Origin of the sequence: Rhodanobacter sp. FW021-MT20, from assembly GCF_041107475.1 — a bacterium.
GTDB classification, from domain to species: Bacteria; Pseudomonadota; Gammaproteobacteria; order Xanthomonadales; family Rhodanobacteraceae; genus Rhodanobacter_A; species Rhodanobacter_A glycinis.
The window spans coordinates 18515-44953 of sequence record NZ_JBGBPX010000002.1; the positions used below are offsets into that span (position 1 = coordinate 18515).

A 26439-nucleotide genomic window follows, 5' to 3' on the forward strand; every position below is an offset into this window, starting at 1 on the left:
CCGAAGGCGGCCGCCAGCGTCGACGACTCATGCCCTGCTCTGCTGGATGCGCGCCAGCTCGCGTTGTTCGCGGCGGTGCTGCAACCAGTCGGAGAAACGTTCCATGTAGAGGTAGATCACCGGCGTGGTGTACAGCGTGATCAACTGCGACAGCAACAGGCCGCCGACGATCGACACGCCGAGCGGCCGACGCAGCTCCGCACCGATGCCGTTGCCCAGCGCCAGCGGCAAGGCGCCGAGCATCGCCGCCGCGGTGGTCATCATGATCGGGCGGAAGCGCAGCAGGCAGGCGCGGCGGATCGCATCGTGCGCATTCATGCCGGCACGCCGCGCCTCGATCGCGAAGTCGATCATCATGATCGCGTTTTTCTTGACGATGCCGATCAGCAGCACGATGCCGACGATGCCGTCCACCGACAGGCTCATGCCGCACAGGATCAGTGCCAGCAACGCGCCCACGCCGGCCGGCGGCAGCGTGGAGATGATCGTCAGCGGATGGATGTAGCTCTCGTAGAGCACGCCCAGCACGATATAGATCACGATGATCGAGGCGAGCAGCAACAGCACTTCGTCGCTGAGCGAAGAGGAGAACTCCGCCGCCTTGCCGATGAACTCCCCGCGCACCTGCGGCGGCATGTTCAGCTGCTTCTCGACCTTCTGGATCGCCGCCACGCCCTGCGACAGCGAGTAACCCGGTGCCAGGTTGAACGAAAGCGTCACCGCCGGCAGCTGGTTCTGGTGGCTGACCACCAGTGGCGCATTGGTGACCGTGGCGGTAGCCAGCGAAGACAGCGGAATGGTGCCGCCGGCGCCGATGGTGAAGCCCACGTTGCCGCCGTTGCCGATGCCCGATGGCGTGGCCGAGTTGCTCGACTTCACCTGGCCGAAACTGGTGGCAGTGGAGCCGGTCAACGCGCCGTTGCCGTTGCCGCGCACGGTCAGCTTGTCCAGCAGATCGGCGCGGTTGCGGAACTGCGGCGCCACTTCCAGCACCACGCGGTACTGGTTGAGCTGGGTGAAGATGGTGGAGATCTGGCGCTGGCCGAAGGCGTCGTACAAGGTGTCGTCGATGGTCTGCACCGGCACGCCGAGGCGGCTGGCCTTTTCGCGGTCGATGTTGAGCTTGAGCGCGTTGCCCTGGTTGACCAGGTTGTTGCCCACGTCGGCCAGTTCAGGCTGCTTGCGCAACGCCTGGGTCATCTCGGTGGCGTACTTGGCCAGCTCGTCGGAATTCACGTCGGACAGCGAATACTGGTACTCGGTGGCGGCCACGCGGGTATCCAGCGTCACGTCCTGCACCGGCTTCAGATACAGCGCCACGCCGGGAATGCCGGCGGCGTCCTTCTGCAGGCTGGCGACCACGCTATCCAGGCTGCCGCGCTTGCTGCGGTCCTTCAGCACGATGCTGAGCTGGCCCTGGTTGAGCGTGGGGTTGATCGTGCCGGCACCGATGAAGGCGGCCACGCCGGCCACCGCCGGGTCCTTGCGCAGCGCGGCGGCCACCGCCTGGGTGCGGTTTTCCATCTGCGGGAAGGCGATGTTGTCGTCGGCCTGCACCACGCCGGTGATCATGCCGGTGTCCTGCTCGGGCAGCAGGCCCTTGGGAATCACGATGTACAGGCACACGGTGACGACCAGCGTGATCGTGGCCACCAGCATGGTCAGCCGGCGATGGTCGAGCACCCAGTCCAGCGAGCGCTCGTACAGCCCCACCGTGCGCGACCACACGGTGCGCTTGCCGGCGGCGGCGTGGCGTTCGTGCGCGTCGTCGCCTTCGGGCAGTTCGTCGGGCTTGAGCAGGTAGGCGCACATCATCGGCGTCAGCGTCAGCGACACCAGCATCGAGATGGTCACCGCAATCGTCAGTACCCACGCGAATTCGTGGAACAGCCGACCGGTGACGCCGGGCATCAGCAGCAGCGGCAGGAACACCGCCACCAGCGACACGGTCAGCGACAGCACGGTGAAGCCGATTTCCTTCGCGCCGATCTCGGCCGCCTCCTTGCCGTCCTTGCCCTGCTCGATGTAGCGCACGATGTTCTCGATCATCACGATCGCATCGTCCACCACGAAGCCGGTGGCCACGGTCAGCGCCATCAGCGAGAGGTTGTCCAGCGACATGCCGGTGAACGACATCACCCCGAACGTGCCCAGCAACGACAGCGGCACCGCCACCGACGGAATCACCGTGGCCCACAGGCGGCGCAGGAACACGAAGATCACCGCCACCACCAGGAAGATGGTCAGCAGCAGGGTGAATTCCACGTCGTGCACCGACGCCTGGATGGTGATGGTGCGGTCGGCGAACACATCAAGATGCACGTCGGCCGGCAAGGTGGCGCGCAGCGACGGCAGCACCTGGCGGATCTGCTGCACCGTCTTGACGATGTTGGCACCGGGCTGGCGACGGATGTCCAGCAGCACCGCCGGCTTGTTGTTGGACCACGCGGCGAGCTGGTCGTCCTCCACCCCATCGACCACGTTGGCCACGTCGGACAGCCGCACCGGCGCGCCATTCTTGTAGCTGATGATGGTGCTCTTGTACTGGGCCGCGTCGACCAGCTGGTCGTTGGTGCCGATCGAGTAGCTCTGCGTCTTGCCGTTCAAGGTGCCCTTGGGCGCATTGACGTTGGCCTGGGTGAGCGCGCTGCGCACGTCCTCCATGGTCAGGCCGAGATTGGCCAGCTGCGACGGATTCACCTGCACGCGCACCGCCGGGCGCACGTTGCCGGCGATCGATACCAGGCCCACGCCCGGCACCTGCGACAGCTTCTGCGCGATCACCGAATCGGCCATGTCGTTGACGTCGCGCAGCGGACGGCTGTCCGATTGCAGCGACAGCGTGAGGATCGGCGCGTCGGCCGGATTCACGCGGTTGTATACCGGCGGGTACGGCAGGTTGCTGGGCAAGGTGCCCTTGGCCTGGTCGATCGCCGATTGCACGTCCTGCGCGGCCACGTCGATGTCGCGGCTCATGTCGAACTGCAACACGATGGTGGACAGGCCGGCGGAGGAATCCGAACTCATCATGGTGAGTCCGGAAATCTGCCCCAGGTTGCGCTCCAGCGGCGTGGTGATCAGGTCCGCCATGGTGGTGGCGCTGGCGCCCGGGTACTGCGTGGTCACCACCAGGCTGGGGGCCTCGATCTCCGGCAGCGCCGACACCGGCAGCTCGCGGTAGCCAAGGATGCCGAGCAGCAGCACCGCCACCATCAGCAGCGAGGTGGCGATCGGACGGCGAATGAAGAGCGAGGAGAATCCCATGGGTCGTCGTAACCGTCAGAGTCGGTGGATGCTCTCCGGCCGTCCCGCGCCGCAAGTCGTCTGCGCGCAGGCCGGGGAGGAGCCGGGAAATGGACGTCCGTCCACGTTCGGGTGATGACGCGAGCGCGGGCCGCCGGACCAGGTGAAGCGGTGCGCGGCGGGTAGCGACGCTTTCGTCGCGGCCCGCGCGGCGCGGGCCAGCTTAGTGGCCACGATGCCGACCACCACCCTTGGCCTGTGCCTTCTTCAACTGGGCATCGGTCGGCGCCGGCGGCACTTCCCCCGGCTTGAGCGCATCGACCTTGCTGCCCGGCTTCAGGCGGAACTGGCCTTCGGTGACCACCTGCTGGTTCAGCGCCACGCCCTTGTCGATCATCACGTGACTGTCGCCGACTTCGCCGGCCACCGTCACCGGCTGCATCTTCACCGTCTTGTCGGCCTGCACCACGTAGACATAGTCGCCGTCCGGGCCGCGCTGCACGGCCTGCGACGGAATCACCAGGCCACCATCCACCGTGCTGACCTTCAACTGCACGTTGACGAACTGCCCCGGCCACAGGTTGCCGTCCTTGTTGTCGAACACCGCACGCAGCTTGAACGTACCGGTGCTGGTATTGATCTGGTTGTCCACCACCTGCAGCGCACCACCGGCGTCGATCGGATGGGAGTCGGTGCGGTCGAGCGCGCTCACCTCCAGGTCGGCGCCGCCCTTGAAGGCCTTGCGCACCTCATCCAGGTTCTGCTCGGGCAGGTTGAATTCCACGTAGATCGGATGGACCTGGGTCAGCGTGACCAGAGCCGTGCCCGTGCTCACCACGTTGCCCGGGTCCACCGCACGGATGCCGGCAATGCCGTCGATCGGCGAGACGATGCGGGTGTAGCCCAACTGCACCTTGGCGCTTTCGGCATTGGCCTTGTCCGCCGCCACCAGCGCTTCGTCCTGGGTCACCGTGTTGCGCAGGCTTTCCAGTTCCTGCTTGGCGATATAGCCCTTGGCCAGCAGGGTCTGGCTGCGCTGGTAGTTGCTGCGCGCGGTATCCAGCTGCGCCTGCGCCTGGGCCTTCTGCGCCACGGCCTGGTCATACGCGGCCTGGAAACTGCGCGGATCGATCTGCGCCAGCAGCTCGCCCTTGGTCACCGGGTCGCCTTCCTTGAAGTTGATGCTGAGCAGCTGGCCACTGACCTGCGGGCTCACGGTGACGGTATTGCGCGCCACCACGGTGCCCAGGCCGGTCAGGTAGATCGGCACGTTCTGCTTGACCACGGGGACCACCGTGACCGGCACCGGCGGCGTGTCGGCACCGGCCTTGCCCTGGCCCTGCCCTGCGCCACCCGGTTTGTGCACCAGACGGAAACCGACCGCCAGCAGCACGATCACGATAATGACGATCAGCGCGACCTTCCAAAAACGCGACATGTAAAGCTCCCGGGTAGACGGCCGGACCGAACGATCGCGACCGGCGCGCATGCGCCTGAACAATGGAGTTGGACAGCTGGAAATGTTGGACTACTGAAGAATAGGTGCAGTTCAACGGAATTGAACAATGCCAGTTGACATGGGGGGGGACATGACCGATGGCAGGGGACGGCAGGTCTTGTGGCGGCCCCCCGCCACCGGACAGTGCAGAATACGGCCTTTCGCGGCAACAGGGGGAACCATGGCCGCCACCTCGACGGCAACACACGATCCGTCTGAAACTTGCGCCCGGCTTCGTCTATAATGGCAAAATTGTTGCCCGTGCAGCCCATGCGGAGCCGTCGCGCGGCGATTTCGTCCACCGACGAGCAGGCATGCCTCGGAAGCCTTGACGGCTTTCCGGCTTACCCAATGATGACTGGAGTACGTGAGTGAGCGGATCCATGACCAAATCCGACCAGGGCTTTCTGCGTCAGTTCTCGATCTTGATCGTAGGCCTGTGCCTGCTGACCATCGTGCTGATCGTCACGGCAGTCACCATCTACCACCACGAACCGGCGGAAACCAATCCGAACGCGCCCAAGGCGGTGTCTGCCGAACTGGCCCCAGTCGGTGCCGTATACGCCGGCAACACCGGCCGCGCCGCGATGGAGGCCGCCCAGGCCGCTGCCGCCAAGGCCGCCGCGTCGCAGGTCGCCTACGGCGGCACCACCGACGGCAAGACCATCTACGACCACCTGTGCACCAGCTGTCATACCGCCGGCGTCGCCGGTGCGCCGAAGCTGGGCAACAAGGCCATGTGGGGGCCGCGCATCGCCGAAGGCCTGCCCACCCTGATCAAGCACGCCACCGAGGGCTACCACGGTCCCGACGGCAACTTCATGCCACCGAAGGGCGGCAACCCCGCATTGAACGACGCCCAGATCAAGGCCGCCGTGACCTGGATCGTCGACCAGGCCAAGTAAGCCCAAGCTTCAATAAAGCAAAAGCAAACGCCGCCTTCGGGCGGCGTTTTCGTTCGCCCCTTCTCCCCGCCGGGGAGAAGGTTGGGATGAGGGGACGGGGCTCGCATAAGCAAGCTGTTTGCGTTCGCCTCCTCTCCCCTTTGGGGAGAGGATTGAGGTGAGGGGCGGGTGCTCGCGACAACTTCCCATCGAAGCACGCCTTGAAACCAAGGTTTTCGCGAGACCGGCCCCTCACCCCGGCCCTCTCCCCGGAGGGGAGAGGGAGAAAACCCGGCGATCATTCTCCCGCCGTATGCGCCGCCACCCACGCCCGCGCAAAATCCCGCAACTCCGGAAAGAACGCCTCGAAGCACGCCCGCAACGGCACCTCCATCCCCACCAGCACCGGCAACGCCGTATCCAGCGGATTCGCCCGCCGCAACCGCCGCCCGATGCCAGCCAGCGCCCGGCCGATCTCCGTGCGATCCGCATACCCCGCCGGCAAGCCATGCGCCTCCATGTAGCTGCGGAAACGGCGCAAGTCGTCCGGCAACAACGCATCGTGCCGGTGCAACAGCGCCCGCACGCCGTCGGAGAATGCCTCCAGCGGGACCGGGCTCCAGCGCGCGAAATCCCGTGCCAGGCAATGATCGAACCACATGTCGAGCAGGATGCCGGCGTAGCGTCGGTACGGCGGCTCGAACAACGCGCGCGCCGCGACCACGGCGGGATGGTTGTCGGTGAATCCGTCGATGGCCCGATGCAGGTGGATGCCTGCCACCAACCGCGGCGGCAAGGCCGGATCGGGCGTGCCGCGCACGAAATCGCCCATCAGACCGCCCAGTTGCAACAGTTCGTCGTCACCGGCCAGCAGCACGTGCGCCAGATGGTTCATCGACGCGCCCGCGGCGGCCGGCGCGGGCGGCCATCGCGCCCGGCGGGTATCATGTGCATATGAATCTCACCGAGCTTCCCGACGACCCCACCGACTTTCCCGAGCAGGCCGCCAGCTTCGCGCTGTCCGGGCCGGCCGGCAAGCTGGAAACCCTGAGCGAGATCGCCGACCGCCCCGGCGCGCGTGCCGGCGTGGTGGTGATCTGCCATCCGAACCCCGTGCAGGGCGGCACCATGCGCAACAAGGTGGTGACGATGCTGGAGCGCAGCCTGCGCGAATCGGGGCTGGACACGATCCGCTTCAACTTCCGCGGCACCGGCGAATCGGAAGGCAGCTACGACGACGGCGATGGCGAAAGCGACGACCTGGCCGCGGTGGTGGCCTGGCTGCGCCGCGTGCGCCCGCACGATGCGCTGTGGCTGGCCGGCTTCTCGTTCGGCAGCTACGTGACCATCCGCAACGCAACGAAACTGCAGGCGCAGGCGCTGGTCAGCATCGCGCCGCCGGTCGGTCGCTGGGAAGTGGCCAACGACGTGCTGCCCAACTGCCCGTGGCTGGTGGTGATGGGCGAAGCGGACGAAGTGGTGGAGCCGCAAGCGGTGTTTGACTGGATCGACGGCATGGACCAGCCGCCCGAGCTGATCCGCATGCCCGACACCGGCCATTTCTTCCACCGCCGCCTGATGGACCTGCGCGGCGCGGTGAAGCATGCCGTACGCGATTGGCTGCCGGAACCCCGCAGCGCCGCTTGAGCCACACGCCACGCAGGCCCATGCCTCGCGCCCCGAGCCTCCCGCCCACCCTCCCGGCTGTTTTCGCATGTCCGCCAATCCCATCGCTCCCTCCGTTCGCTATCAGGAAGGTGTCACTGCGCACCGCTGGCAGGCCGACCCGGCCCAGCTTGCCCTGCTGCCGGAGTTCGACCGGCTGCACGCCGCGCTGTGCGCCCCCGCGGCGGCGCCTGGCAACGGCCTGTTCGGACGGCTGAAATCCCTGCTCGGCAATGACGAAACCGGCGCCGGCGCCATTCCCGGCCTGTACCTGTGGGGCAGCGTGGGCCGCGGCAAGACCTTCCTGATGGACCTGTTCGCCGCCAGCCTGCCACATGGCGTGGCGCTGCGCCGGCACTTCCACCGCTTCATGGCCGAGGTGCACGAGCAGATGCGCGAACTGGGCCAACGCCAGGACCCGCTGGTGGATGTGGCCGCCGGCATCGCGCAACGCTGCCGCGTGCTGTGCCTGGACGAATTCCTGGTCAACGACATCGGCGACGCGATGATCCTGGCCAATCTGTTCGAATCCCTGTTCGCGCGCGGCGTGAGCCTGGTCACCACCTCCAACACCGCACCGGCCAACCTGTACAAGGACGGCTTGCAGCGCGCCCGATTCCTGCCGGCCATCGCGCTGATCGAACAGCAATGCCGCGTGGTCGAGATGGTGTCCGCGCAGGATTGGCGCCTGCGCGCGCTGTCGCAGGCGCCGGTCTACCACACGCCGCCCGGCGCCGAAGCCGAGCGCGCGCTGGCGCGCATTTTCGACGGCCAGGCCCATGGCGAGGTCAGCGAAGGGGGCGAAATCATCATCAACGATCGCCCGATCCCGCTGCGCAAGCGTGCCGACAACGTGCTCTGGTTCGACTTCGACGCGCTGTGCGACGGCCCGCGTGCGGTGGCCGACTACATCGCACTGGCCAAGGCCGGCCCGGCGATCATCATTTCCAACGTGCCTCAATTCACCATCTATAGCGAGGACGCGGCCAAGCGCTTCGTGCAATTGGTGGACGAGTTCTACGACCGCCACGTGAAGCTGGTGCTGTCCGCCGCCGCGCCGATCACCGAGCTGTACGACGGCGAGCGCCTGCGCGCCGAGTTCGGCCGCACCGAGTCGCGCCTGATCGAAATGCAGAGCGAGGAATATCTGGCGCTGCCGCACCGCCAGGGTTGACGCACGCGCGCATTGCGCTGCCCGCATGGCGGCAGTAGCCTGAAAGCCGGGGCTTGAACGTCACGCCGTTCCTGCTGGGGGATTCACGATGCACACGCTGTCGGAGACTCGCCCGGACGCCGTGCCGGGTGACGGTCAACCACCCTCCGCCGTCGACGACGCGAGGCCGGAAAGCCGTTTTGCCGTGCCCGGCTTCGACGCGGTGGCCCGGCTCGCGGCACAGGCGCTGCATGTGCCGCTGGTCGCGCTGGTGCTGAGTGACGGCCGCGCCTACTGGTACACCGCCGGCGCGGACGATCCCACCCGACCCAGCGACATCCTCGCCACCGCCTACCTGGAGGCCGCGCGCAGCCATACCGCCGAAGTGGTGCTGGATACCGGCGACGATGCCCGCTTCCGTCCGGCGCCACCCGTGCCCCATCCGGCATCCGCACCGGTGCGCTTCTTCGCCAGCGAGCCGGTGCGCACCCTCACTGGCCAGCAAGTGGGCGCGCTCTGCGTGATCGACCATGCCCCGCGCTCGGCCCTGGCCGAACACGAGCGCGTGGCCCTGCGCGATGCCGCCGCATTGGCCGGTGCCGGCGTGGTGCTGCGCGGCTACCTTGGACGCACCGAGCCGGTGACCCAGTTGCCCCACCGCAGCGCCTTCTTCGAGGACCTGCGCACCCACCTGCGCGATGACACCAACCACGCGTGGCTGGTGGCCATCGAAGTGGCGTCGGTGGCACGTTTCAACGCCTTCGTGCGCGCCATGGGCCATGCCTATGCCGACGAACTGATGCGCGTGGTCGCCGCGCGCGTGCAGCAGTGGATGACACCGGACATGCACTTGTACCAGGTCAGCGTGACGCGCCTGGCGATCGTGCTGCCGCAGACGCACGGCGAACCGACCCCGGCACGACTGGACGATCTTGTGGCCCGACTGCGCCATCCGTTCGACTGCCTCAACATCCCGCTGACCCTGCGGCCCGGCATCGGTCTGCTGCAGGTCGACGCGCGCGAATTGCGCGGCGGCGATCCGCTGCGACGAGTGATGAGCGCCTCGCACGCAGCCCAGCGCAGCGCGCCGGGCTGGGCCCGCTACGAGCAGACCCAGGACGAACACCACCGGCAGCAATTCTTCCTGGTCACCGAACTGGCTGCCGCCATCACCGAACGTGCCGAACTGGATCTCCACTACCAGCCCCGCATCGACCTGGACAGTGGCCGTTGCGTGGCACTGGAGGCCCTGCTGCGCTGGCACCATCCCACCCTGGGCGAAGTGCAGCCCGGCGAATTCATCGGGCTGGCCGAACAGGCCGGATTGATGCGCGCACTGACCGAGTGGGTGTTTGACCACGGCATGGCACAGCTGGCGACATGGCGCGCGGACGGGCTGGACATTCGCCTGTCGCTCAACGTGTCCAGTGCCGACTTCGATGCCGAACTGGTCGCGCGGCTGCAGGTGCTGATGAGCCGCCACGGCATCGATCCGCACCTGCTGGAACTGGAATTCACCGAAAGCACCCTGATGCAGCATTGCGACGCCACCCGCCGGCACCTGGCCGCGATCTGTGCGCTGGGCACCACTGTCGCCATCGACGATTTCGGCATCGGCTACAGCAACCTCGCCTCGCTGCGCCAGATGCCGGCCAGCAGCCTGAAGATCGACCAGTCGCTGGTGCGCGGCATCGACAAAAGCCACGCCGACGCGGCCATCGTGCGATCGGTGAGCGCGCTGGCGCGCGACCTGGGTTTCCGCGTGGTGATCGAAGGCGTGGAAAGCGAATCGGTGCACAACGTGGTGCTGGCCATGGCCTGCGACGAAGTGCAGGGCTTCCACATCTCGCGTCCACTGCCCGCCCGTGACGTGCCGGGCTGGCTGCGTTCCTACGCCGCCGCACCACTGCCGCCACGCCATCGCACGTCCTCGTAAGAGCCCGCTGGCGGACGATGCTCTCCGTCACGCACCCGAAAAAGCATCGCCCGCCAACGGGCTCCTGCGGGAACGCCGGGATGTCTCGCCAGGGAGCCGGCATCTTCAACACCCCGGCGACAAACTGCTACCTTGGTACGGTGTCCTTCCGCGGAGCCACGCATGATCACTGTTCTTGCCCTTGCCCTGCTGCTCGGTAGTTCGCACGAGGGCGGCTTCCCCGCACGCGTCACCCAGGCCAAGCTGATCGAAGCCGGTACGGCCGGCACGGCCTACCAGAAAGTGTTGTGGGGCCAGATCGGCAACCCCACCACCGATGCCTACCGCAGCTGCCTGGCCAGCAATGCGCCGGCCGACACCACGCCGTTCACCCTGGTCGCCGATGTCGGCGCCGATGGCAAGCCCAGCCATGTCGAAGTGATGCCGGCCACGCCAGTGGCCAAGTGCATGGCCGGCCAGTTCACCACGTGGACGCTGCCCAAGCCACCGGCCGATCCGTCGCCCTACCCGATCGAGATCGATTACAGCATCGCCAAGTAGGCCATTGCGCGGTCAATCGTCAACGCGTGCCGCCAGCTCGGTCGCCATCGCTTCGCGCATCAGGTATTTCTGCACCTTGCCGGTGACGGTCATCGGGAACGCGTCGACGAAGCGCACGTAGTGCGGCACCTTGTAATAGGCCAGCCGACGGCGACAGTAATCCTGGATTTCCGCCTCGCTGGCCTGCGTGCCCTCGCGCAGGCGCACCCAGGCGCAAACCTGTTCGCCGAACTTCGCATCGGGCACGCCGAACACCTGCACGTCGAGCACCTTGGGATGGGTGTAGAGGAATTCCTCGATCTCGCGCGGATACACGTTTTCGCCACCACGGATGATCATGTCCTTGAGCCGGCCGACGATGCGGCAATAACCGTCGTCGTCCAGCGTGGCCAGGTCACCGGTGTGCATCCAGCCGGCGGCGTCGATGGCTTCGCGGGTACGCGCCTCATCCTGCCAGTACCCCAGCATCACCGAATAGCCGCGCGTGCACAGCTCGCCGGGCTCGCCGCGCGGCACGATGCGGCCATCGGCATCCACCAGTTTCACCTCCACGTGCGGGTGCACGCGGCCGATGCTGTCCACGCGTCGCTCCAGCGGGTCTTCCGGCAAGGTCTGGAAGCTCACCGGGCTGGTCTCGGTCATGCCGTAGGCGATGGTGACCTCGGCCATGTGCATCTCGCCAACCACCCGACGCATCACCTCGATCGGGCACGGCGAGCCGGCCATGATGCCGGTGCGCAGGCTGGAAAGATCGAACTCGGCGAAGCGCGGATGCTCCAGCTCGGCGATGAACATGGTCGGCACGCCATGCAGGCCGGTGCACTTTTCCGCCGCCACGGTTTCCAGCGTGGCCAGCGCATCGAAGCCCTCGCCGGGAATCACCATGCAGGCGCCGTGGGTGACGCAGGCCAAGTTGCCCAGCACCATGCCGAAGCAGTGGTAGAACGGCACCGGAATGCACAGCCGGTCGTGTTCGGTGAGGCGCATCGCCTCGCCGATGAACCAGCCGTTGTTGACGATATTGTGATGCGTGAGCGTGGCGCCCTTCGGCGCGCCGGTGGTGCCGGAGGTGAACTGGATGTTCACCGGGTCATCGAAACCCAGCTCGCGCTCGGCTTCGTGCAGGTGCGCCAGCGTCGCGGTGTCGCCAAGCCCGACCAATTCGCACCAGAGCCGCGTGCCGTGAGCGGCCTCGTCGTCGAGCAGGATCACCTCGCGCAACTCGGGCAGCCGTGCGCTGGCCAGCGCCCCCGGCGTGGCGGCGTCCAGCTCCGGCACCAGCTCGTGCAGCAGTTCCAGATAATGCGAACTCTTGAAGCGTCGCGGCAACACCAGCGCCCGCCATTGCACGACATGCAGCGCGTGTTCCAGCTCGTGCGCGCGATAGGCCGGGTTGATGTTCACCAGAATCAGCCCGGCCTTGGGCGCGGCGAACTGCAGCAGCACCCATTCGGCCCGGTTCGGCGCCCAGATGCCCACCCGGTCGCCACGCTGCAGGCCCAGCGCCAGCAGCCCCGCGGCGACACGTTCCACTTCGGCGTGGAACGCGCGGTAATCCATGCGTACCGCCTGCGCGCGCACCACCAGCGCGGGGCGCTCCGGGTGCGTGGCGGCGATGCGATCAAGCAACGCGCCGATGGTTTCCCCGAGCAGCGGCTGGGCACTGGCACCGTGAACGTAGCTGGGCAGATGGGGCACGCGTCATCACTCCCTGAAAGGCGACGGGATCGAGCATAACGCCGCGGTGGCAAGCCGGATCGGCGCGCGCCCTTGCCCGGCACGACGCAGCGATTTTCTGCGAGGCGCCACAAACCGCGCCAGCACTTGCCTTGCCCGGCTTATCCACCGACTTATTCACAATAACTTGGGTTGACCAGCATCAGATCACCCGATATGTTGTGTCCGTCGGTGCCAATCCAGACCTACGGTCGGGCTGGCTTAATAGGGAATCCGGTGCGAATCCGGAACTGCCCCGCAGCGGTAAGCGGAAACGAACGCCATCACATGCACTGGCCGCCATGGCTGGGAAGCGAAGGCAAGTAGGCGGGTCGCAAGACCCATGTCCGCGAGTCCGAAGACCTGCCGACGCGATACGACCGGAGTGTCGTGTCGAATAGGTGACGGCTTCCGCGGGGAGGTGCGTCGTGCAACGGGGCATCTGCGCCCCGCGCACGCGTGACCGCGGTGACCACACCCCAACCCTGCGCGAGGGAGCAGGTGGTCGACACCCAAGGTCAGGAGCGAACCGACATGCAGCCTCTCGATACCACCGTCCGCGAGCGTTCCGGCGCCCGCGCGGAGTCGTCCGTATTTTCCGCCGAGGCCGTCGAGGCCACGGCCAACATCAGCGAAACCCCGATGCCTGCCATTCAAGAAAAACAAGAAGCCGCCCCGGCCGAAGCCTTTGCCCTCACCCCGCCGCACAACCCCGGCCAGATGCGCGTGACCAAGCGCAATGGCGGCCAGGAGACGGTGGACGTCAACAAGATCGTGCGCGCGGTGACCCGCAGCGCCGACGGCCTGCACGCGGTCGATCCGATGCGCGTGGCGCTGAAGACCATCGGTGGCCTGTACGACGGCGCCACCACCCAGGAGCTGGACCAGCTTTCGATCCGCACCGCCGCCGCGCTGACGGCCAAGGAGCCCGAGTACGGCCAGCTCGCCGCGCGCCTGCTCGGTGCCTACATCGACAAGGAAGTGACCGGCCAGGAAATCCAGAGCTTCTCGCAGTCGGTGGCCCACGGTGCCGAACTGGGCATCCTCAACGAGCGCCTGCGCGACTTCGTGGCCACCAACGCGCGCAAGCTCAATGACGCGATCGATCCGCTGGCCACCCGCCGCTTCGAATACTTCGGCCTGCGCACGGTGTACGACCGCTACCTGCTGCGTCATCCGCAGAAGCGTTTCGTGACCGAGACGCCGCAGTACTTCTTCATGCGCATCGCCTGCGCGCTGGGCGGCAACGACATCGCCGAGACGCTGGAGCTGTACCGCATGCTGTCGTCGCTGGAATACATCGCCAGCTCGCCCACGCTGTTCAACGCCGGCACCGCGCACGAGCAGCTCAGCTCGTGCTTCCTGCTCGACTCGCCGACCGATTCGCTGGAGTCGATCTACGACAAGTACGCCGACGTGGCCAAGCTCAGCAAATTCGCCGGCGGCATCGGCCTGGCCTACTCGCGCGTGCGTTCGCGCGGCTCGCTGATCAAGGGCACCAACGGCCATTCCAACGGTCTGGTGCCGTGGCTGAAGACGCTGGATGCGTCCGTCGCCGCGGTGAACCAGGGCGGCAAGCGCAAGGGCGCGGCCTGCGTGTACCTGGAAACCTGGCACGCCGACATCGAGGAATTCCTCGAGCTGCGCGACAACACCGGCGACGAGGCGCGCCGCGCGCACAACCTCAACCTGGCCAACTGGATCCCCGACGAATTCATGCGTCGCGTCGAGACCGACGGCGACTGGTCGCTGTTCGACCCGAAGGTGGTGCCGCACTTCGTCGACAGCTGGGGCGAAACCTTCGAAACCGCCTATCGCAAGGCCGAGGCCGAAGGCCTGGCGGCGAAGACGGTGAAGGCGCGCGACCTGTACGCGCGCATGCTGCGCACGCTGGCGCAGACCGGCAACGGCTGGATGACCTTCAAGGACCGTTGCAACGCCACCAGCAACCAGACCGCCAAGGCGGACAACGTCATCCACCTGTCCAACCTGTGCACCGAGATCCTGGAAGTCACCAACGCCGGCGAGACGGCGGTGTGCAACCTCGGTTCGATCAACCTGTCGCGCCACGTGATCGACGGTGCCGTCGACTACGACAAGCTCGCCACCACCGTGCGCACCGCCGTGCGCCAGCTCAACCGGGTGATCGACCTCAACTTCTACCCTATCGACACCGCCGCCACCGCCAACCGCAAGTGGCGCCCGGTGGGCCTGGGCGTGATGGGCCTGCAGGACGTGTTCTTCAAGCTGCGCCTGCCGTTCGATTCGGCCGAAGCGCTGGCGCTGTCCTCGCGCATTGCCGAGGAGATCTACTTCCACGCGCTGTCACAATCGAACGAACTGGCCGAGGCCGAAGGCGCGCATCCGGGCTTTGCCGAAAGCCGTGCCGCCAGTGGCGACCTGCAGTTCGACCATTGGCCGAACGCCAAGCCGCACGATGACGCACGCTGGAACGCGCTGCGTGAAAACATCAAGGCCAAGGGCCTGCGCAACTCGCTGCTGATCGCCATCGCGCCCACCGCCACCATCGCATCCATCGCCGGCTGCTACGAGTGCATCGAGCCGCAGGTGTCGAACCTGTTCAAGCGCGAAACGCTGTCGGGCGATTTCCTGGTGGTGAACCGCTACCTGGTCGACGAGCTGAAAACGCTCGGCCTGTGGACCAGCGAAGTGCGCGACGCGATCAAGCTGGCCGAAGGTTCGATCCAGGGCATCACCGCGATCCCCGAGCGCCTGCGCCAGATCTACCGCACGGTGTGGGAGCTGCCGCAGAAGGCACTGATCGAACTGGGCGCCGCACGAGGGGCGTACATCGACCAGAGCCAGTCGCTGAACCTGTTCATGGAAAACCCGAACATCGGCCAGCTCAGCTCCATGTACATGTACGCGTGGAAAGCCGGCATCAAGACCACCTACTACCTGCGCTCACGCCCGGCGACGAAGATCGCCAAGACCACGGTTTCGGCAGGCAAGGCCGAGGCCAAGGCAGCGCCCGCCATCGATCAGGACCAGGCAAGTGCCGCCGTGTTCTGCTCGCTGGAAAATCCGGAGTATTGCGAGGCTTGCCAGTAACGCTCCATCGTCATCCCAGCGAAAGCTGGGATCCAGTGCCTTCGGCTTCGATGCGCAAAGTCACTGGATCCCAGCCTTCGCTGGAATGACGGCAAGGGTGGGAATGACGGTGAGGGTGGAAGCGATGGCGAAGGGTCACCGATCTCACCCGCAAATCTCCGCGTAAAGATCACGCCAATAGGGATTGGATTTCTCGATGAGTTCGATCTTCCATGCACGCTTCCATGCCTTGATCGCCTTTTCGCGGGCGATCGCGGACTCCATGCTTTCGTGCTGCTCGAACCAGACAAGGCCATGCACGTGATGCCGCTGCGTGAAACCGTCGACCACCTCGCCACGGTGTTGCCAGACACGCGCCGACAAATCGGACGTGACTCCGACATACAGCGTGCTATTGCGATGGCTCGCGAGCAGGTAAACGCAAGGATTGCGCTCAGTCATAACCCTCAACCCTCCAGAACCCCAGCCACGTCATCCCAGCAAAAGCTGGAATCCAGCGCCTTCAGCTTTTGCCACCGCAACGTGTAGGCGCAAGACGCTGGATCCCAGCTTTTGCTGGGATGACGGCAAAAGCATCATCGCGCGCCTGACAGGCTGCGCTTCATAGAGGAAGCACTCATGTCCACTCAACCCGAACACCCCCAGAACATCCTCGACCCCGGCTTCGAGCTCACCCTGCGCCCGATGCGCTATCCCGAGTTCTACGAGATGTATCGCAACGCCATCAAGAACACCTGGACCGTGGACGAGGTGGATTTCTCGCTGGATACCACCGACCTCAACAGCAAGATGTCGGCGGCCGACCGCCACCTGATCCATCGGCTGATCGCGTTCTTCGCCACCGGCGACACCATCGTCTCGAACAACCTGGTGCTGAACCTGTACCAGCACATCAACGCGCCCGAGGCGCGCATGTACCTGTCGCGCCAGTTGTACGAAGAAGCGTTGCACGTGCAGTTCTACCTGACGTTGCTGGACACCTACATTCCCGACCAGAACGAACGCGCCAAGGCCTTCTCGGCGATCGAGAACATCCCCTCGATCCGCGCCAAGGGCGAGTTCTGCTTCAAGTGGATCGACTCGATCCAGGACATCTCGCGGCTGGAAACGCGCGCGCAGCGCCGGCAGTTCCTGCTCAACCTGATCTGCTTCGCCGCCTGCATCGAAGGCATGTTCTTCTTCGCCGCCTTCGCCTATGTCTACTACTTCCGCTCGCGCGGCCTGTTGCATGGCCTGGCCTCGGGCACCAACTGGGTGTTCCGTGACGAGAGCTGCCACATGGCGTTCGCGTTCGAAGTGGTACGCACGGTGCGCGCCGAGGAGCCAGACCTGTTCGACGAGGAGATGCGCGCGCAGGTCGAGGAAATGCTGGAAGACGCCATCGCCTGCGAAACGCAGTTCGCCGAGGACGTGCTCTCCGGCGGCGTGGTCGGGCTGTCGTCGAAGGAAATGCGCCAGTACCTGGAATACTGCGCCGACCAGCGCCTGGCCCAGCTCGACCTGCCGAAGAAGTACGGCGCGAAGAACCCGTTCGACTTCATGGACCTGCAGGACGTGCAGGAAGTCACCAACTTCTTCGAGCGCCGCGTCTCCGCCTACCAGGTCGGCGTGGAAGGCGAAGTGGCGTTCGACATGGCGTTCTGAACCCGCTCGGGATGTGGCCAGGACACGGACGCAGCGCTGCGCCCGTGTCCGCCCCAACACAACGCGCTCACAAATCGCTGTGCATGCGTTCGTGGTGTTCGGACTTGCGCTGCAGGGTGTCGGCGAAGCCGTGGTTCACGTCGCGGTGCATGGCTTCTTCGGCGCGGATGATCACGATCACGTCGCGCAGCCGGGCATCGGCCGGCAGGCTCCAGTAATCGATGGCCACGTGCGGCGCGGGCACGTTTTCGTCGGCGCCGCTGTCGATCTGTGCCAGGTAGTGGTTGTAGCTGATCACCGCTTCTTCCTCGAAATAGCCCACCACGCGATGCGCCGTGCGCGGCGAGCACAGGTACAGCAGGAAGAAGGCGTTGTAGAAGATGCCCTGCACGATGACCACCACCACGCGCTCGAACCAGGTCGGGCGGATGATGGCCATGAAGGTCATCAAGTGCATGCGCTCGTTCTCGGCCTCGTCCAGCAAGGTGTAGATCCAGCCATCGTCGTCGCGCATGCGGCGCAGGCAGCGCAGGTGCTGCAAGGTGGCGCCCACCATGCCCGGCACTGCGGCCACGGTTTCCAGCACCACCGCGCGATGCCCGTAGCGCTTGGCGAAGAAGGTGTCGGCGATGAAGCGCAGGAACTTCACGAAACCGAAGGCGATGCGGTCGCGCGCACCGCGCGGCTCGTGATGCCGCGTCAGGCTGATCTGCTCCTCCGGTTGCGGCGAGCGCTTGGGACTGATGCGGGTTCGTTTGGTATCCATCATCTGACTCCAGAAAGTTGTTCGACGTCGCCGGCACGCATGCCCGACGCTACAGGCCGTGGCCCGCCCCCGTTGCCTTTTCCGTTCCGGAAGCAGTCTGGGCCGTCGCGGATCAAGATCGGGTGCAGGGTCGGGCTTTTCCACTGGGCAAAACGACGCAGGCGTGCGGGCACGCATCGGTATTGACTACACGCGTAGTCACGGTGTAGCTTTTAACTACATTTGTAGTCATAGGCGTCCGCGCATGTCCAGACCTTCCATCGGCGACCAGGAACTCGCCCTGCTGCATCACCTTGCCGAACGCGAGCCCGCGTCGGTCGGCGAGATGGCGGCGGACTATGGCGAAACCCACGGTCTGGCCCGCTCCACCGTGCTCACCATGATGGAGCGGCTGCGCGCCAAGGGTTACCTGAAACGCCGCCAGTTCAAGGGCGTCTATCGCTACACCACCACCACCGGACCGGGCGAGGCGATGCGCAGCGCGGTAGGCCAGTTCGTGGAGAAGACGCTCAGCGGCTCGGTCTCGCCGTTCGTGGCGTGGATGGCCGAACGCGGCGAGGTCAGCGACGACGAACTGGCCGAGCTGGAAGCGCTGGTGACGCGACTGCAATCCGGACGCGGGGAGAAATGACATGGCGACGCTCGATCATCTGGCCGGCCTGCTGCTGAGCCGCCTCGTCTGGACCTCGCTGCAAGCGGCTCTGCTGGTGGGACTGGTTGCCCTGCTGATTCGCCTGCTGCCACGCCTGCCCGCCACCGCGCGCTGCGCCTTGTGGTGGCTGGTGGGTCTGCAGGTGGTGCTTGGCCTGTGCTGGCATGCACCGATTTCGCTGCCCCTGCTCGCGGCACCGACGACGACGCAAGTCATCGCACCGGCACACGTCGTGGTGCATGTGGATGCCACGCCGGCAGGCTTGCGATCGGCGACTGCTGATCCCATCGGTACCGCGTCATCGCCCATCACGTTCGGTGCGCAGGCGATCAACGCCTTCGCCGCGCACTGGCGCCTGCTGCTGGCCACGACATGGCTGCTGCTCCTGCTCGCCCAGCTGCCCGCGTTGACCCGGCAACATCGCCACACCCGGCGGCTGCGTCGCGCAGCCAGGCCACTGGCCGATGCCATCCTGCAAGCGCAGTGTTCGCGCCAGGCTCGCCTACTCGGTTTGCGCCACACGCCCGCGCTGCTGGTCTCGCCCGATCTTGCCTCGCCGCAAGTCAGCGGTTATCGCAACCCGGTCATACTGTGGCCTGCCGAACATGCACTGAGTGCCGACGAATCCGCGCTGGCGCTGGCCCACGAGCTGGCCCACTTGCAACGCCACGACCTGCCGCTGGGCTGGATTCCCGCGCTGGCGCAACGCCTGTTCTTCTTCCACCCACTGCTGCGCTGGGCCATGCACGAATACGCCCTGCACCGCGAAGCCGCCTGCGACGCGCAAGCGCTGCAACAGCAGCACAGCGCGCCACAGGATTACGGCCGGCTGTTGCTTCGCCTGGGCGTGGCCCGTCCCCTGCACGCCGGCCTGGCCGGCGCATCCCCCACGTTCCACAACCTCAAGAGGCGACTGACCATGTTGCAACAGACCTCCAGCACCATGCCGCGTGCGCGCGGCTGGTTGTTCGTCGCCGCCGTGGCGCTGGTCGGCGTACTGCCCTACCGCGTCGTCGCCGCCAGCCACACCGCACAACCCGCCCATCAGGCCCCGGTGGCCCAAGCCGATACGACGGCCATTCCCGCACCACCGCCGCCTCCGCCGGCACCACCGGCTTTGCCATCCCCGCCGCCGGGACTGCCGCCACCGCCACCACCGCCCGCGCCACCGGCTCCGCCATCACCGCCGCCATTGCCCGAATACGGCTTCAATGCTCATCATGTGGACATCGATATCGACTCGAACGCCTCCCTGGGCTTCGCGCTTTTCGATAACGACGCACTGACGATCTATGGCACCAAGGCCGATGCGGCGGCCATCAAGCGTCTCCCGAAGAAGAACGCACCGATGCTCTGGTATCGCCAAGGCAATACGGCCTACCTCATCCACGATCGCTCGATCATCCAGCGTGCCGAGCATCTCCATGCGCCGGTGATCGAACTGGATCAGCGGCAAGGTCAACTCGCCGGCAAGCAAGGCCAGCTCGCCGGCCGACAGGCCGGACTGGCCGCACGCCAAGCCGCCTTCGCCGAACGCCAGGCCGACCTGGCCAGTCAGGAAGCCGCACTGGCCGCACACGCAGCGGACGGCACGGATCGCCAAGCCTTCGCCGCCCAACGGCAAGCCCTGGCCGCACGCAAGGCCGATCTCGAAAAGCAGCACACCGCACTACGCAACGAACTCGACGCGAAAAAGCAGTCCCTGCGCCAGCAACAAGTCGCCCTGCGGCAACAACAGATTGCCCTGCGCGCACAGGGAAAACGCGTCACGGCGCAATCCGCGCAAGCCATGAACGCGCTGCTGCAGGAAGCCAAGGCCAAGGGTTTGGCACAGGAAACCAGTCCACGCTGAACCCGCGCGTGGCCCACGCCTACTGTCGCCGCGTCAGCTATCCGCTTCGCCATTCGCCAGGCAGCAGCGCTTGTACTTCTTGCCGCTGCCACACGGACAGGGGTCGTTGCGGCCGACCTTGGGCGTAGCCCGCACGTAGGTGGTCATCGCGTCCCAATGCGGACGACGGTCCCACCTGCGTGCATCTTCCTCGCGCCAACGCCGCTGTCGCGTCTCGATGGCATCGGGGCTGTAGAACTTCCACGGGCTACCGCGGCGCTGCCAGTCGGGCTCATCCTTGCCGCGCTGAAAGGCGTCTTCGACATCCTCGATAGCAAACATGCCGCCAATGTCGCCGCGCTCTTCTCTTAGCCGTGTCTCGCCGTTGACAATGGCCTCCATCACGCTGCGATGGCGCTCACGTGGAAAATCCAGCAGCGCATTGCACGCCATGGTGCGAAACATCCACTCGCCGGATTCGTCGCCGGCAAGCCCGGCAACCCAGTCGATGGCCGCTTCAAGCGCAGCTTCGCTTTCGCGCATGCCCGCATCCAGCACGACATCCAGCACCTGGCAACGCATATACCAACCACCCGATGCCTCCTGCGCGAATTCGCGCGCGGCGTGGACGGCGGCCGGCGGCTTGTTGGCAAACAACTGCGCCCAGTCGCCCGCCAGCCAGTCCGACAAATCATTGTCGTCGTGCTCGTCCAGGCGCCGCATCAAATGCACCAGCAGCAAGCCGGCCGACTCAGTCGGAATGCGGCCGAGAATGAAGGCCGCATGCAGTGGAAGCCACCACACGCCCGGCGCTGCGCCACGCCATGTGCGTTCGTCGTCCAGAACAGGGCGCAAGGTTTCCACCATCGCTTCGCCATGGGCCACGCAGGCATCGATCAGGTCGAGTGGCGCGCGATCCTCCTCGGTGGCCAGTCGATCCAGCAGTTGCGCGGGATCGAGCGTTGCGAAATTCGGTATGGCGCCGTTCGACGACGGAATGATTGCGTTCATGGCAGACAAGGCCGATCAGTTCGGTGTGCGGAAAGAGCTGAGAGTATCGACTATGCGTGGCACCGCCAACCCTCTTGTTCGGCGTGCCGCCGAGGGCGCTTTTCCAGCCGACAGGGGTGCGGCCATGGCTGCCTCTTCAGCTTGCCATCCTTCGGCGACGTGCTGCTTACGGCGAACCCAAACATCAGCGCGATGGCGATCAGCACCAGTTTCTGAGCTGCCTGCGCGGCAGCGAACTGTTTGTCGTTCATTTAAGCGGCCTTGAAGATTTTCTGAGCTGCCTGCGCGGCAGCGAACGGTGATGCTTGTCCTCGTGCCGCTTCTCGCTTTTTCTGAGCTGCCTGCGCGGCAGCGAACATGCAGCAAGACGCTCGATCGCGTACTGCACATTTCTGAGCTGCCTGCGCGGCAGCGAACTGCGCCTTGTCGTCTTCGCCGAGGTTCTTCGCTTTCTGAGCTGCCTGCGCGGCAGCGAACCTGCGCGAGGTGATCATCGACATCCGCCATATTTTCTGAGCTGCCTGCGCGGCAGCGAACGGGCCGATCCTGGGCGGCGCGATGGGTACCGTTTCTGAGCTGCCTGCGCGGCAGCGAACATCGCCGGCGGCCAGTACCACGTGCTGCCCACTTTCTGAGCTGCCTGCGCGGCAGCGAACCTCACCGCCCGCGTGGTGCGCCTGGGTGAGAATTTCTGAGCTGCCTGCGCGGCAGCGAACGTGGTCACCCCGAAGGTGCAGGCCTACCCCATTTTCTGAGCTGCCTGCGCGGCAGCGAACGACGAGATGCCATTGGCGACCGTGCAGGCATTTTTCTGAGCTGCCTGCGCGGCAGCGAACTTTTTGGCGGCGGCCTCGTAGGCGCCGACGATTTTCTGAGCTGCCTGCGCGGCAGCGAACGCATCGCGAACGATGACCGTAGACGCGCGGGCTTTCTGAGCTGCCTGCGCGGCAGCGAACACCGTGGCCGAACTGCCACGGCTGGATAACCTTTTCTGAGCTGCCTGCGCGGCAGCGAACTCCACGCGAGACGACTTGCCGACCTTCAGCGTTTTCTGAGCTGCCTGCGCGGCAGCGAACTGAGCTTGCTGCCGGATAGCGTGAAGTCGGGTTTTCTGAGCTGCCTGCGCGGCAGCGAACAGCGGGTGATCCACGCCATCGGTGTTCGTGATTTTCTGAGCTGCCTGCGCGGCAGCGAACGTGCTTGCCGCGTCTGCGGCTATGCGCGAAAATTTCTGAGCTGCCTGCGCGGCAGCGAACATTGAGGTGCACGGCACCGTCTACACGCAAGTCTTTCTGAGCTGCCTGCGCGGCAGCGAACCGGCAAGACCATCGACAGCGTGCTGGCGTCGTTTTCTGAGCTGCCTGCGCGGCAGCGAACGTGTTCGATGCGCACTCCACCGATGGCACGCTTTTCTGAGCTGCCTGCGCGGCAGCGAACAGGCTACGCGCTCGAGGAAGCCGCGCCGGTTCTTTCTGAGCTGCCTGCGCGGCAGCGAACGTGATGGCCTACCTCACGACAGGCGAGTACGCTTTCTGAGCTGCCTGCGCGGCAGCGAACGCCATGGCAGGCCAGAGCCCCATTGCCGTGATTTTCTGAGCTGCCTGCGCGGCAGCGAACGCGACCGTCGGGCTCGTGATGGTTTTCGGAAGTTTCTGAGCTGCCTGCGCGGCAGCGAACGTGCAGGGCGTCGGTGTCCTTGTTCACCGCCATTTCTGAGCTGCCTGCGCGGCAGCGAACCAGGTCCGCAGCGAACCAGTCCTCTTCCTTGTTTTCTGAGCTGCCTGCGCGGCAGCGAACCGAAGGCCAAGGCGGAATCGCGCGCACGGCTCTTTCTGAGCTGCCTGCGCGGCAGCGAACAGGTCGCCATGAACTTTCCTACGCTTTACGTCTTTCTGAGCTGCCTGCGCGGCAGCGAACTCCAGATACACGCCGATGCCGGCATAGCCGGTTTTCTGAGCTGCCTGCGCGGCAGCGAACAGTGAGGGCTTCGATGCGACCCACGTCGACGCTTTCTGAGCTGCCTGCGCGGCAGCGAACAAGGAAGCCAGCGAGGATGCGGTGGGCTACCTTTTCTGAGCTGCCTGCGCGGCAGCGAACCAACGCTTCACCTTCCACGATCTGCGCGCGAATTTCTGAGCTGCCTGCGCGGCAGCGAACATGAGACCGCGGATGCATGAACGCATCCATGATTTCTGAGCTGCCTGCGCGGCAGCGAACGCTACACGTCGATCGAGATGCTTGATGAGCATTTTCTGAGCTGCCTGCGCGGCAGCGAACGTGGTGCTGGCTTTTCGCGCACCGCTTGACAGTTTCTGAGCTGCCTGCGCGGCAGCGAACCTGTAGCCGATGGTCACCGCTCCGGCCGGGGCTTTCTGAGCTGCCTGCGCGGCAGCGAACCTGTGCACGATCGAGGCCGTGTTCAACGACGATTTCTGAGCTGCCTGCGCGGCAGCGAACAAAGTAGCTGACCGTTTCTTCGCCATCGGCGATTTCTGAGCTGCCTGCGCGGCAGCGAACATGCTCATGGATCTTCGCCAGCGTGGCGGAGTTTTCTGAGCTGCCTGCGCGGCAGCGAACGCCTTGTAGACCAGCTGCGCGGCGCCGGCCGTTTTCTGAGCTGCCTGCGCGGCAGCGAACATGTGGTGATGCCCGGCGCTGTAGTAGCGATATTTCTGAGCTGCCTGCGCGGCAGCGAACGTAGGTCTGTTCGAACAGCTCCGGCTCAAGCACTTTCTGAGCTGCCTGCGCGGCAGCGAACAGCTTTGCCGGCGTATCGCCTTCATCGTCGGATTTCTGAGCTGCCTGCGCGGCAGCGAACGGCTTCAGTCACGGCACCCATGACGGCGCGGATTTCTGAGCTGCCTGCGCGGCAGCGAACGCGCGCGGCATGGAGCTACGCGATCGCGATATTTTCTGAGCTGCCTGCGCGGCAGCGAACCGAACCTCGCTCAAAATAGCGATTGTTCGACGTTTCTGAGCTGCCTGCGCGGCAGCGAACGGAAGCCGATTGTCGCGGTGACGTTCGGGACATTTCTGAGCTGCCTGCGCGGCAGCGAACCATTTGGTACTTCGACACCGACAGTGAGGGATTTTCTGAGCTGCCTGCGCGGCAGCGAACATCCGGCGGTTGGTTGATTTGCATGTTCACTTTTTCTGAGCTGCCTGCGCGGCAGCGAACTCAGCCACCGCGATGCAGTAGATAGCGGGCTTTTTCTGAGCTGCCTGCGCGGCAGCGAACTCGCTGCTGCGAAAATCACGGCTGGGGGGAATTTTCTGAGCTGCCTGCGCGGCAGCGAACTGGGTTGGGGTTCAGTGACGCCTCCGGGTACTTTTCTGAGCTGCCTGCGCGGCAGCGAACGTGTAGTCGGTGACGGTGACGGCAGCGGTGGTTTTCTGAGCTGCCTGCGCGGCAGCGAACTCTTCGCCTTTGACGGTTTACTTCGGGTTTGTTTTCTGAGCTGCCTGCGCGGCAGCGAACGTAGAAGCCACTCAACATCTGATTGATCTCCATTTTCTGAGCTGCCTGCGCGGCAGCGAACGCATACGGCCCCGGAGATGCCGAATAGGTATATTTCTGAGCTGCCTGCGCGGCAGCGAACGACACGGCAAATGCCGATGCGATCACGCAAGATTTCTGAGCTGCCTGCGCGGCAGCGAACGCCATGGACTTGTTCCGGCGGGGCATGCCGTATTTCTGAGCTGCCTGCGCGGCAGCGAACTCGTGCAGGCCACGGCCAACGCAGCGGCCACATTTCTGAGCTGCCTGCGCGGCAGCGAACGGTGCATCGCAAACGGTCGTATCCACGGACAATTTCTGAGCTGCCTGCGCGGCAGCGAACGTGTAGTCGGTGACGGTGACGGCAGCGGTGGTTTTCTGAGCTGCCTGCGCGGCAGCGAACTGCAGGACGTAGCGCGCGCCGGCAAGCGGCAGTTTCTGAGCTGCCTGCGCGGCAGCGAACCCACCGCGCCCACCGAGGCGCCGTCTGCCATGTTTCTGAGCTGCCTGCGCGGCAGCGAACGCATTCGTTCGGTCGGTGATTTCTTGCGTAATTTTCTGAGCTGCCTGCGCGGCAGCGAACATACGCAGCATGATGCCGGCCTTCGTCGTTACTTTCTGAGCTGCCTGCGCGGCAGCGAACGCAACGCGCGCTGTTTGCTCGGTCTGGATCGCTTTCTGAGCTGCCTGCGCGGCAGCGAACCGTCGCTATGCCTGAATTATCAGGATCTTGTCTTTCTGAGCTGCCTGCGCGGCAGCGAACTTGACGGCGAGCCGGGGGCTGACCCGACTCAGTTTCTGAGCTGCCTGCGCGGCAGCGAACTCTTCGCCTTTGACGGTTTACTTCGGGTTTGTTTTCTGAGCTGCCTGCGCGGCAGCGAACACATTGCGTCCCAAACCTCGACGAGTTGCGCGATTTCTGAGCTGCCTGCGCGGCAGCGAACGACCTGGTGCGAACTAACGCCAAGTTCGTGATTTTCTGAGCTGCCTGCGCGGCAGCGAACAATACCAGTTCGGTGATGCTACGTTACCGGGCTTTCTGAGCTGCCTGCGCGGCAGCGAACCAGACGTACTTTAAGGAGCCGACATGCCCACTTTTCTGAGCTGCCTGCGCGGCAGCGAACTGAGCTTCGCCGAGCCGAACCGTTCTCTCTCGTTTCTGAGCTGCCTGCGCGGCAGCGAACGCGTTGGAGTTCTTAGCGGGTGGCGGGCATGATTTCTGAGCTGCCTGCGCGGCAGCGAACGATTGAAGATGTAGGCCGGAAGAGTCGTTGCATTTCTGAGCTGCCTGCGCGGCAGCGAACAGGGTCGGCGACCAGGTCTATCGCGACT

At 65.4% G+C, this 26439-nt stretch carries 15 protein-coding genes, 1 pseudogene, 1 CRISPR repeat array and 1 riboswitch (1 of these 18 running past the window's edge); of the genes and pseudogenes, 9 read left to right on the forward strand and 7 right to left on the reverse strand.

Annotated elements, in window-relative coordinates; genetic code table 11:
• Window positions 1-27: 27 nt before the first annotated feature.
• The gene (locus tag AB7849_RS03210) at window positions 28-3264 is read right to left on the reverse strand and encodes an efflux RND transporter permease subunit (RefSeq protein WP_008216330.1); all 3237 of its coding nucleotides are present in this window, start codon (window positions 3262-3264) and stop codon (window positions 28-30) included.
• Between the two features lie 202 nt (window positions 3265-3466).
• Window positions 3467-4681 carry an efflux RND transporter periplasmic adaptor subunit gene (locus AB7849_RS03215; protein ID WP_369500543.1) on the reverse strand — a complete coding sequence of 405 codons (1215 nt, stop codon included), beginning with the start codon at window positions 4679-4681 and terminating at the stop codon, window positions 3467-3469.
• A gap of 443 nt (window positions 4682-5124) precedes the next feature.
• Here AB7849_RS03215 and AB7849_RS03220 point away from each other — a divergent pair, with 443 nt between their 5' ends.
• On the forward strand, window positions 5125-5646 hold the full coding sequence (locus tag AB7849_RS03220; protein ID WP_008216338.1) for a c-type cytochrome: 522 nt from the start codon (window positions 5125-5127) through the stop codon (window positions 5644-5646).
• 277 nt (window positions 5647-5923) lie between these two features.
• Here the strand turns inward: AB7849_RS03220 and AB7849_RS03225 are convergent, their stop codons facing one another.
• The gene (locus tag AB7849_RS03225) at window positions 5924-6520 is read right to left on the reverse strand and encodes an ACP phosphodiesterase (protein WP_008216340.1); all 597 of its coding nucleotides are present in this window, start codon (window positions 6518-6520) and stop codon (window positions 5924-5926) included.
• Between the two features lie 59 nt (window positions 6521-6579).
• Between AB7849_RS03225 and AB7849_RS03230 the strand changes: the two genes are divergently transcribed.
• From AB7849_RS03230 to AB7849_RS03245, 4 genes are all read left to right on the forward strand, one after another.
• A complete protein-coding gene (locus AB7849_RS03230; protein ID WP_008216341.1) occupies window positions 6580-7272 on the forward strand; it encodes an alpha/beta hydrolase in 693 nt (230 codons plus the stop codon).
• A gap of 67 nt (window positions 7273-7339) precedes the next feature.
• Window positions 7340-8464: a cell division protein ZapE gene (zapE, locus tag AB7849_RS03235; protein ID WP_369500545.1), complete on the forward strand. Its 1125-nt coding sequence runs from the start codon at window positions 7340-7342 to the stop codon at window positions 8462-8464.
• Between the two features lie 88 nt (window positions 8465-8552).
• Window positions 8553-10379, forward strand: a complete 1827-nt coding sequence (locus AB7849_RS03240) for a putative bifunctional diguanylate cyclase/phosphodiesterase (RefSeq protein ID WP_369500546.1) — start codon at window positions 8553-8555, stop codon at window positions 10377-10379.
• Between the two features lie 162 nt (window positions 10380-10541).
• Entirely contained in the window at window positions 10542-10919 is a 378-nt protein-coding gene (locus AB7849_RS03245) for a hypothetical protein (RefSeq protein WP_008210294.1), read from the forward strand.
• A gap of 12 nt (window positions 10920-10931) precedes the next feature.
• On the opposite strand, the gene AB7849_RS03250 is transcribed toward AB7849_RS03245, so the two are convergent.
• Window positions 10932-12617 (reverse strand): AMP-binding protein, encoded by a 1686-nt coding sequence (locus tag AB7849_RS03250; RefSeq protein ID WP_008210296.1) that lies wholly within the window; start codon window positions 12615-12617, stop codon window positions 10932-10934.
• Window positions 12618-12809: 192 nt separating this feature from the next.
• Window positions 12810-13020, forward strand: a riboswitch (cobalamin riboswitch).
• Between the two features lie 257 nt (window positions 13021-13277).
• Here AB7849_RS03250 and AB7849_RS03255 point away from each other — a divergent pair.
• Window positions 13278-15707 (forward strand): ribonucleoside-diphosphate reductase subunit alpha, encoded by a 2430-nt coding sequence (locus AB7849_RS03255; RefSeq protein WP_439822702.1) that lies wholly within the window; start codon window positions 13278-13280, stop codon window positions 15705-15707.
• Between the two features lie 144 nt (window positions 15708-15851).
• Here AB7849_RS03255 and AB7849_RS03260 read toward each other — a convergent pair whose 3' ends face one another.
• Window positions 15852-16148 carry a GIY-YIG nuclease family protein gene (locus AB7849_RS03260; protein WP_008210300.1) on the reverse strand — a complete coding sequence of 99 codons (297 nt, stop codon included), beginning with the start codon at window positions 16146-16148 and terminating at the stop codon, window positions 15852-15854.
• Window positions 16149-16325: 177 nt separating this feature from the next.
• On the opposite strand from AB7849_RS03260, the gene AB7849_RS03265 reads away from it, so the two are divergent.
• On the forward strand, window positions 16326-17351 hold the full coding sequence (locus tag AB7849_RS03265; protein WP_008210303.1) for a ribonucleotide-diphosphate reductase subunit beta: 1026 nt from the start codon (window positions 16326-16328) through the stop codon (window positions 17349-17351).
• A gap of 67 nt (window positions 17352-17418) precedes the next feature.
• Here the strand turns inward: AB7849_RS03265 and AB7849_RS03270 are convergent, their stop codons facing one another.
• Window positions 17419-18117: an alternative oxidase gene (locus AB7849_RS03270; protein ID WP_008210304.1), complete on the reverse strand. Its 699-nt coding sequence runs from the start codon at window positions 18115-18117 to the stop codon at window positions 17419-17421.
• Window positions 18118-18361: 244 nt separating this feature from the next.
• Between AB7849_RS03270 and AB7849_RS03275 the strand changes: the two genes are divergently transcribed.
• Both AB7849_RS03275 and AB7849_RS03280 read left to right on the forward strand, forming a co-directional pair.
• The gene (locus AB7849_RS03275) at window positions 18362-18748 is read left to right on the forward strand and encodes a BlaI/MecI/CopY family transcriptional regulator (RefSeq protein ID WP_008210305.1); all 387 of its coding nucleotides are present in this window, start codon (window positions 18362-18364) and stop codon (window positions 18746-18748) included.
• Between the two features lies 1 nt (window position 18749).
• On the forward strand, window positions 18750-20621 hold the full coding sequence (locus AB7849_RS03280; protein ID WP_369500548.1) for a M56 family metallopeptidase: 1872 nt from the start codon (window positions 18750-18752) through the stop codon (window positions 20619-20621).
• Between the two features lie 33 nt (window positions 20622-20654).
• Here the strand turns inward: AB7849_RS03280 and AB7849_RS19530 are convergent.
• Window positions 20655-20753 (reverse strand): annotated as a pseudogene (locus AB7849_RS19530) (SEC-C metal-binding domain-containing protein); the annotation flags it as partial.
• Window positions 20754-21820: 1067 nt separating this feature from the next.
• A CRISPR array of direct repeats spans window positions 21821-26439; the repeat unit is 28 nt; unit sequence TTTCTGAGCTGCCTGCGCGGCAGCGAAC (it continues 632 nt past the right edge of the window).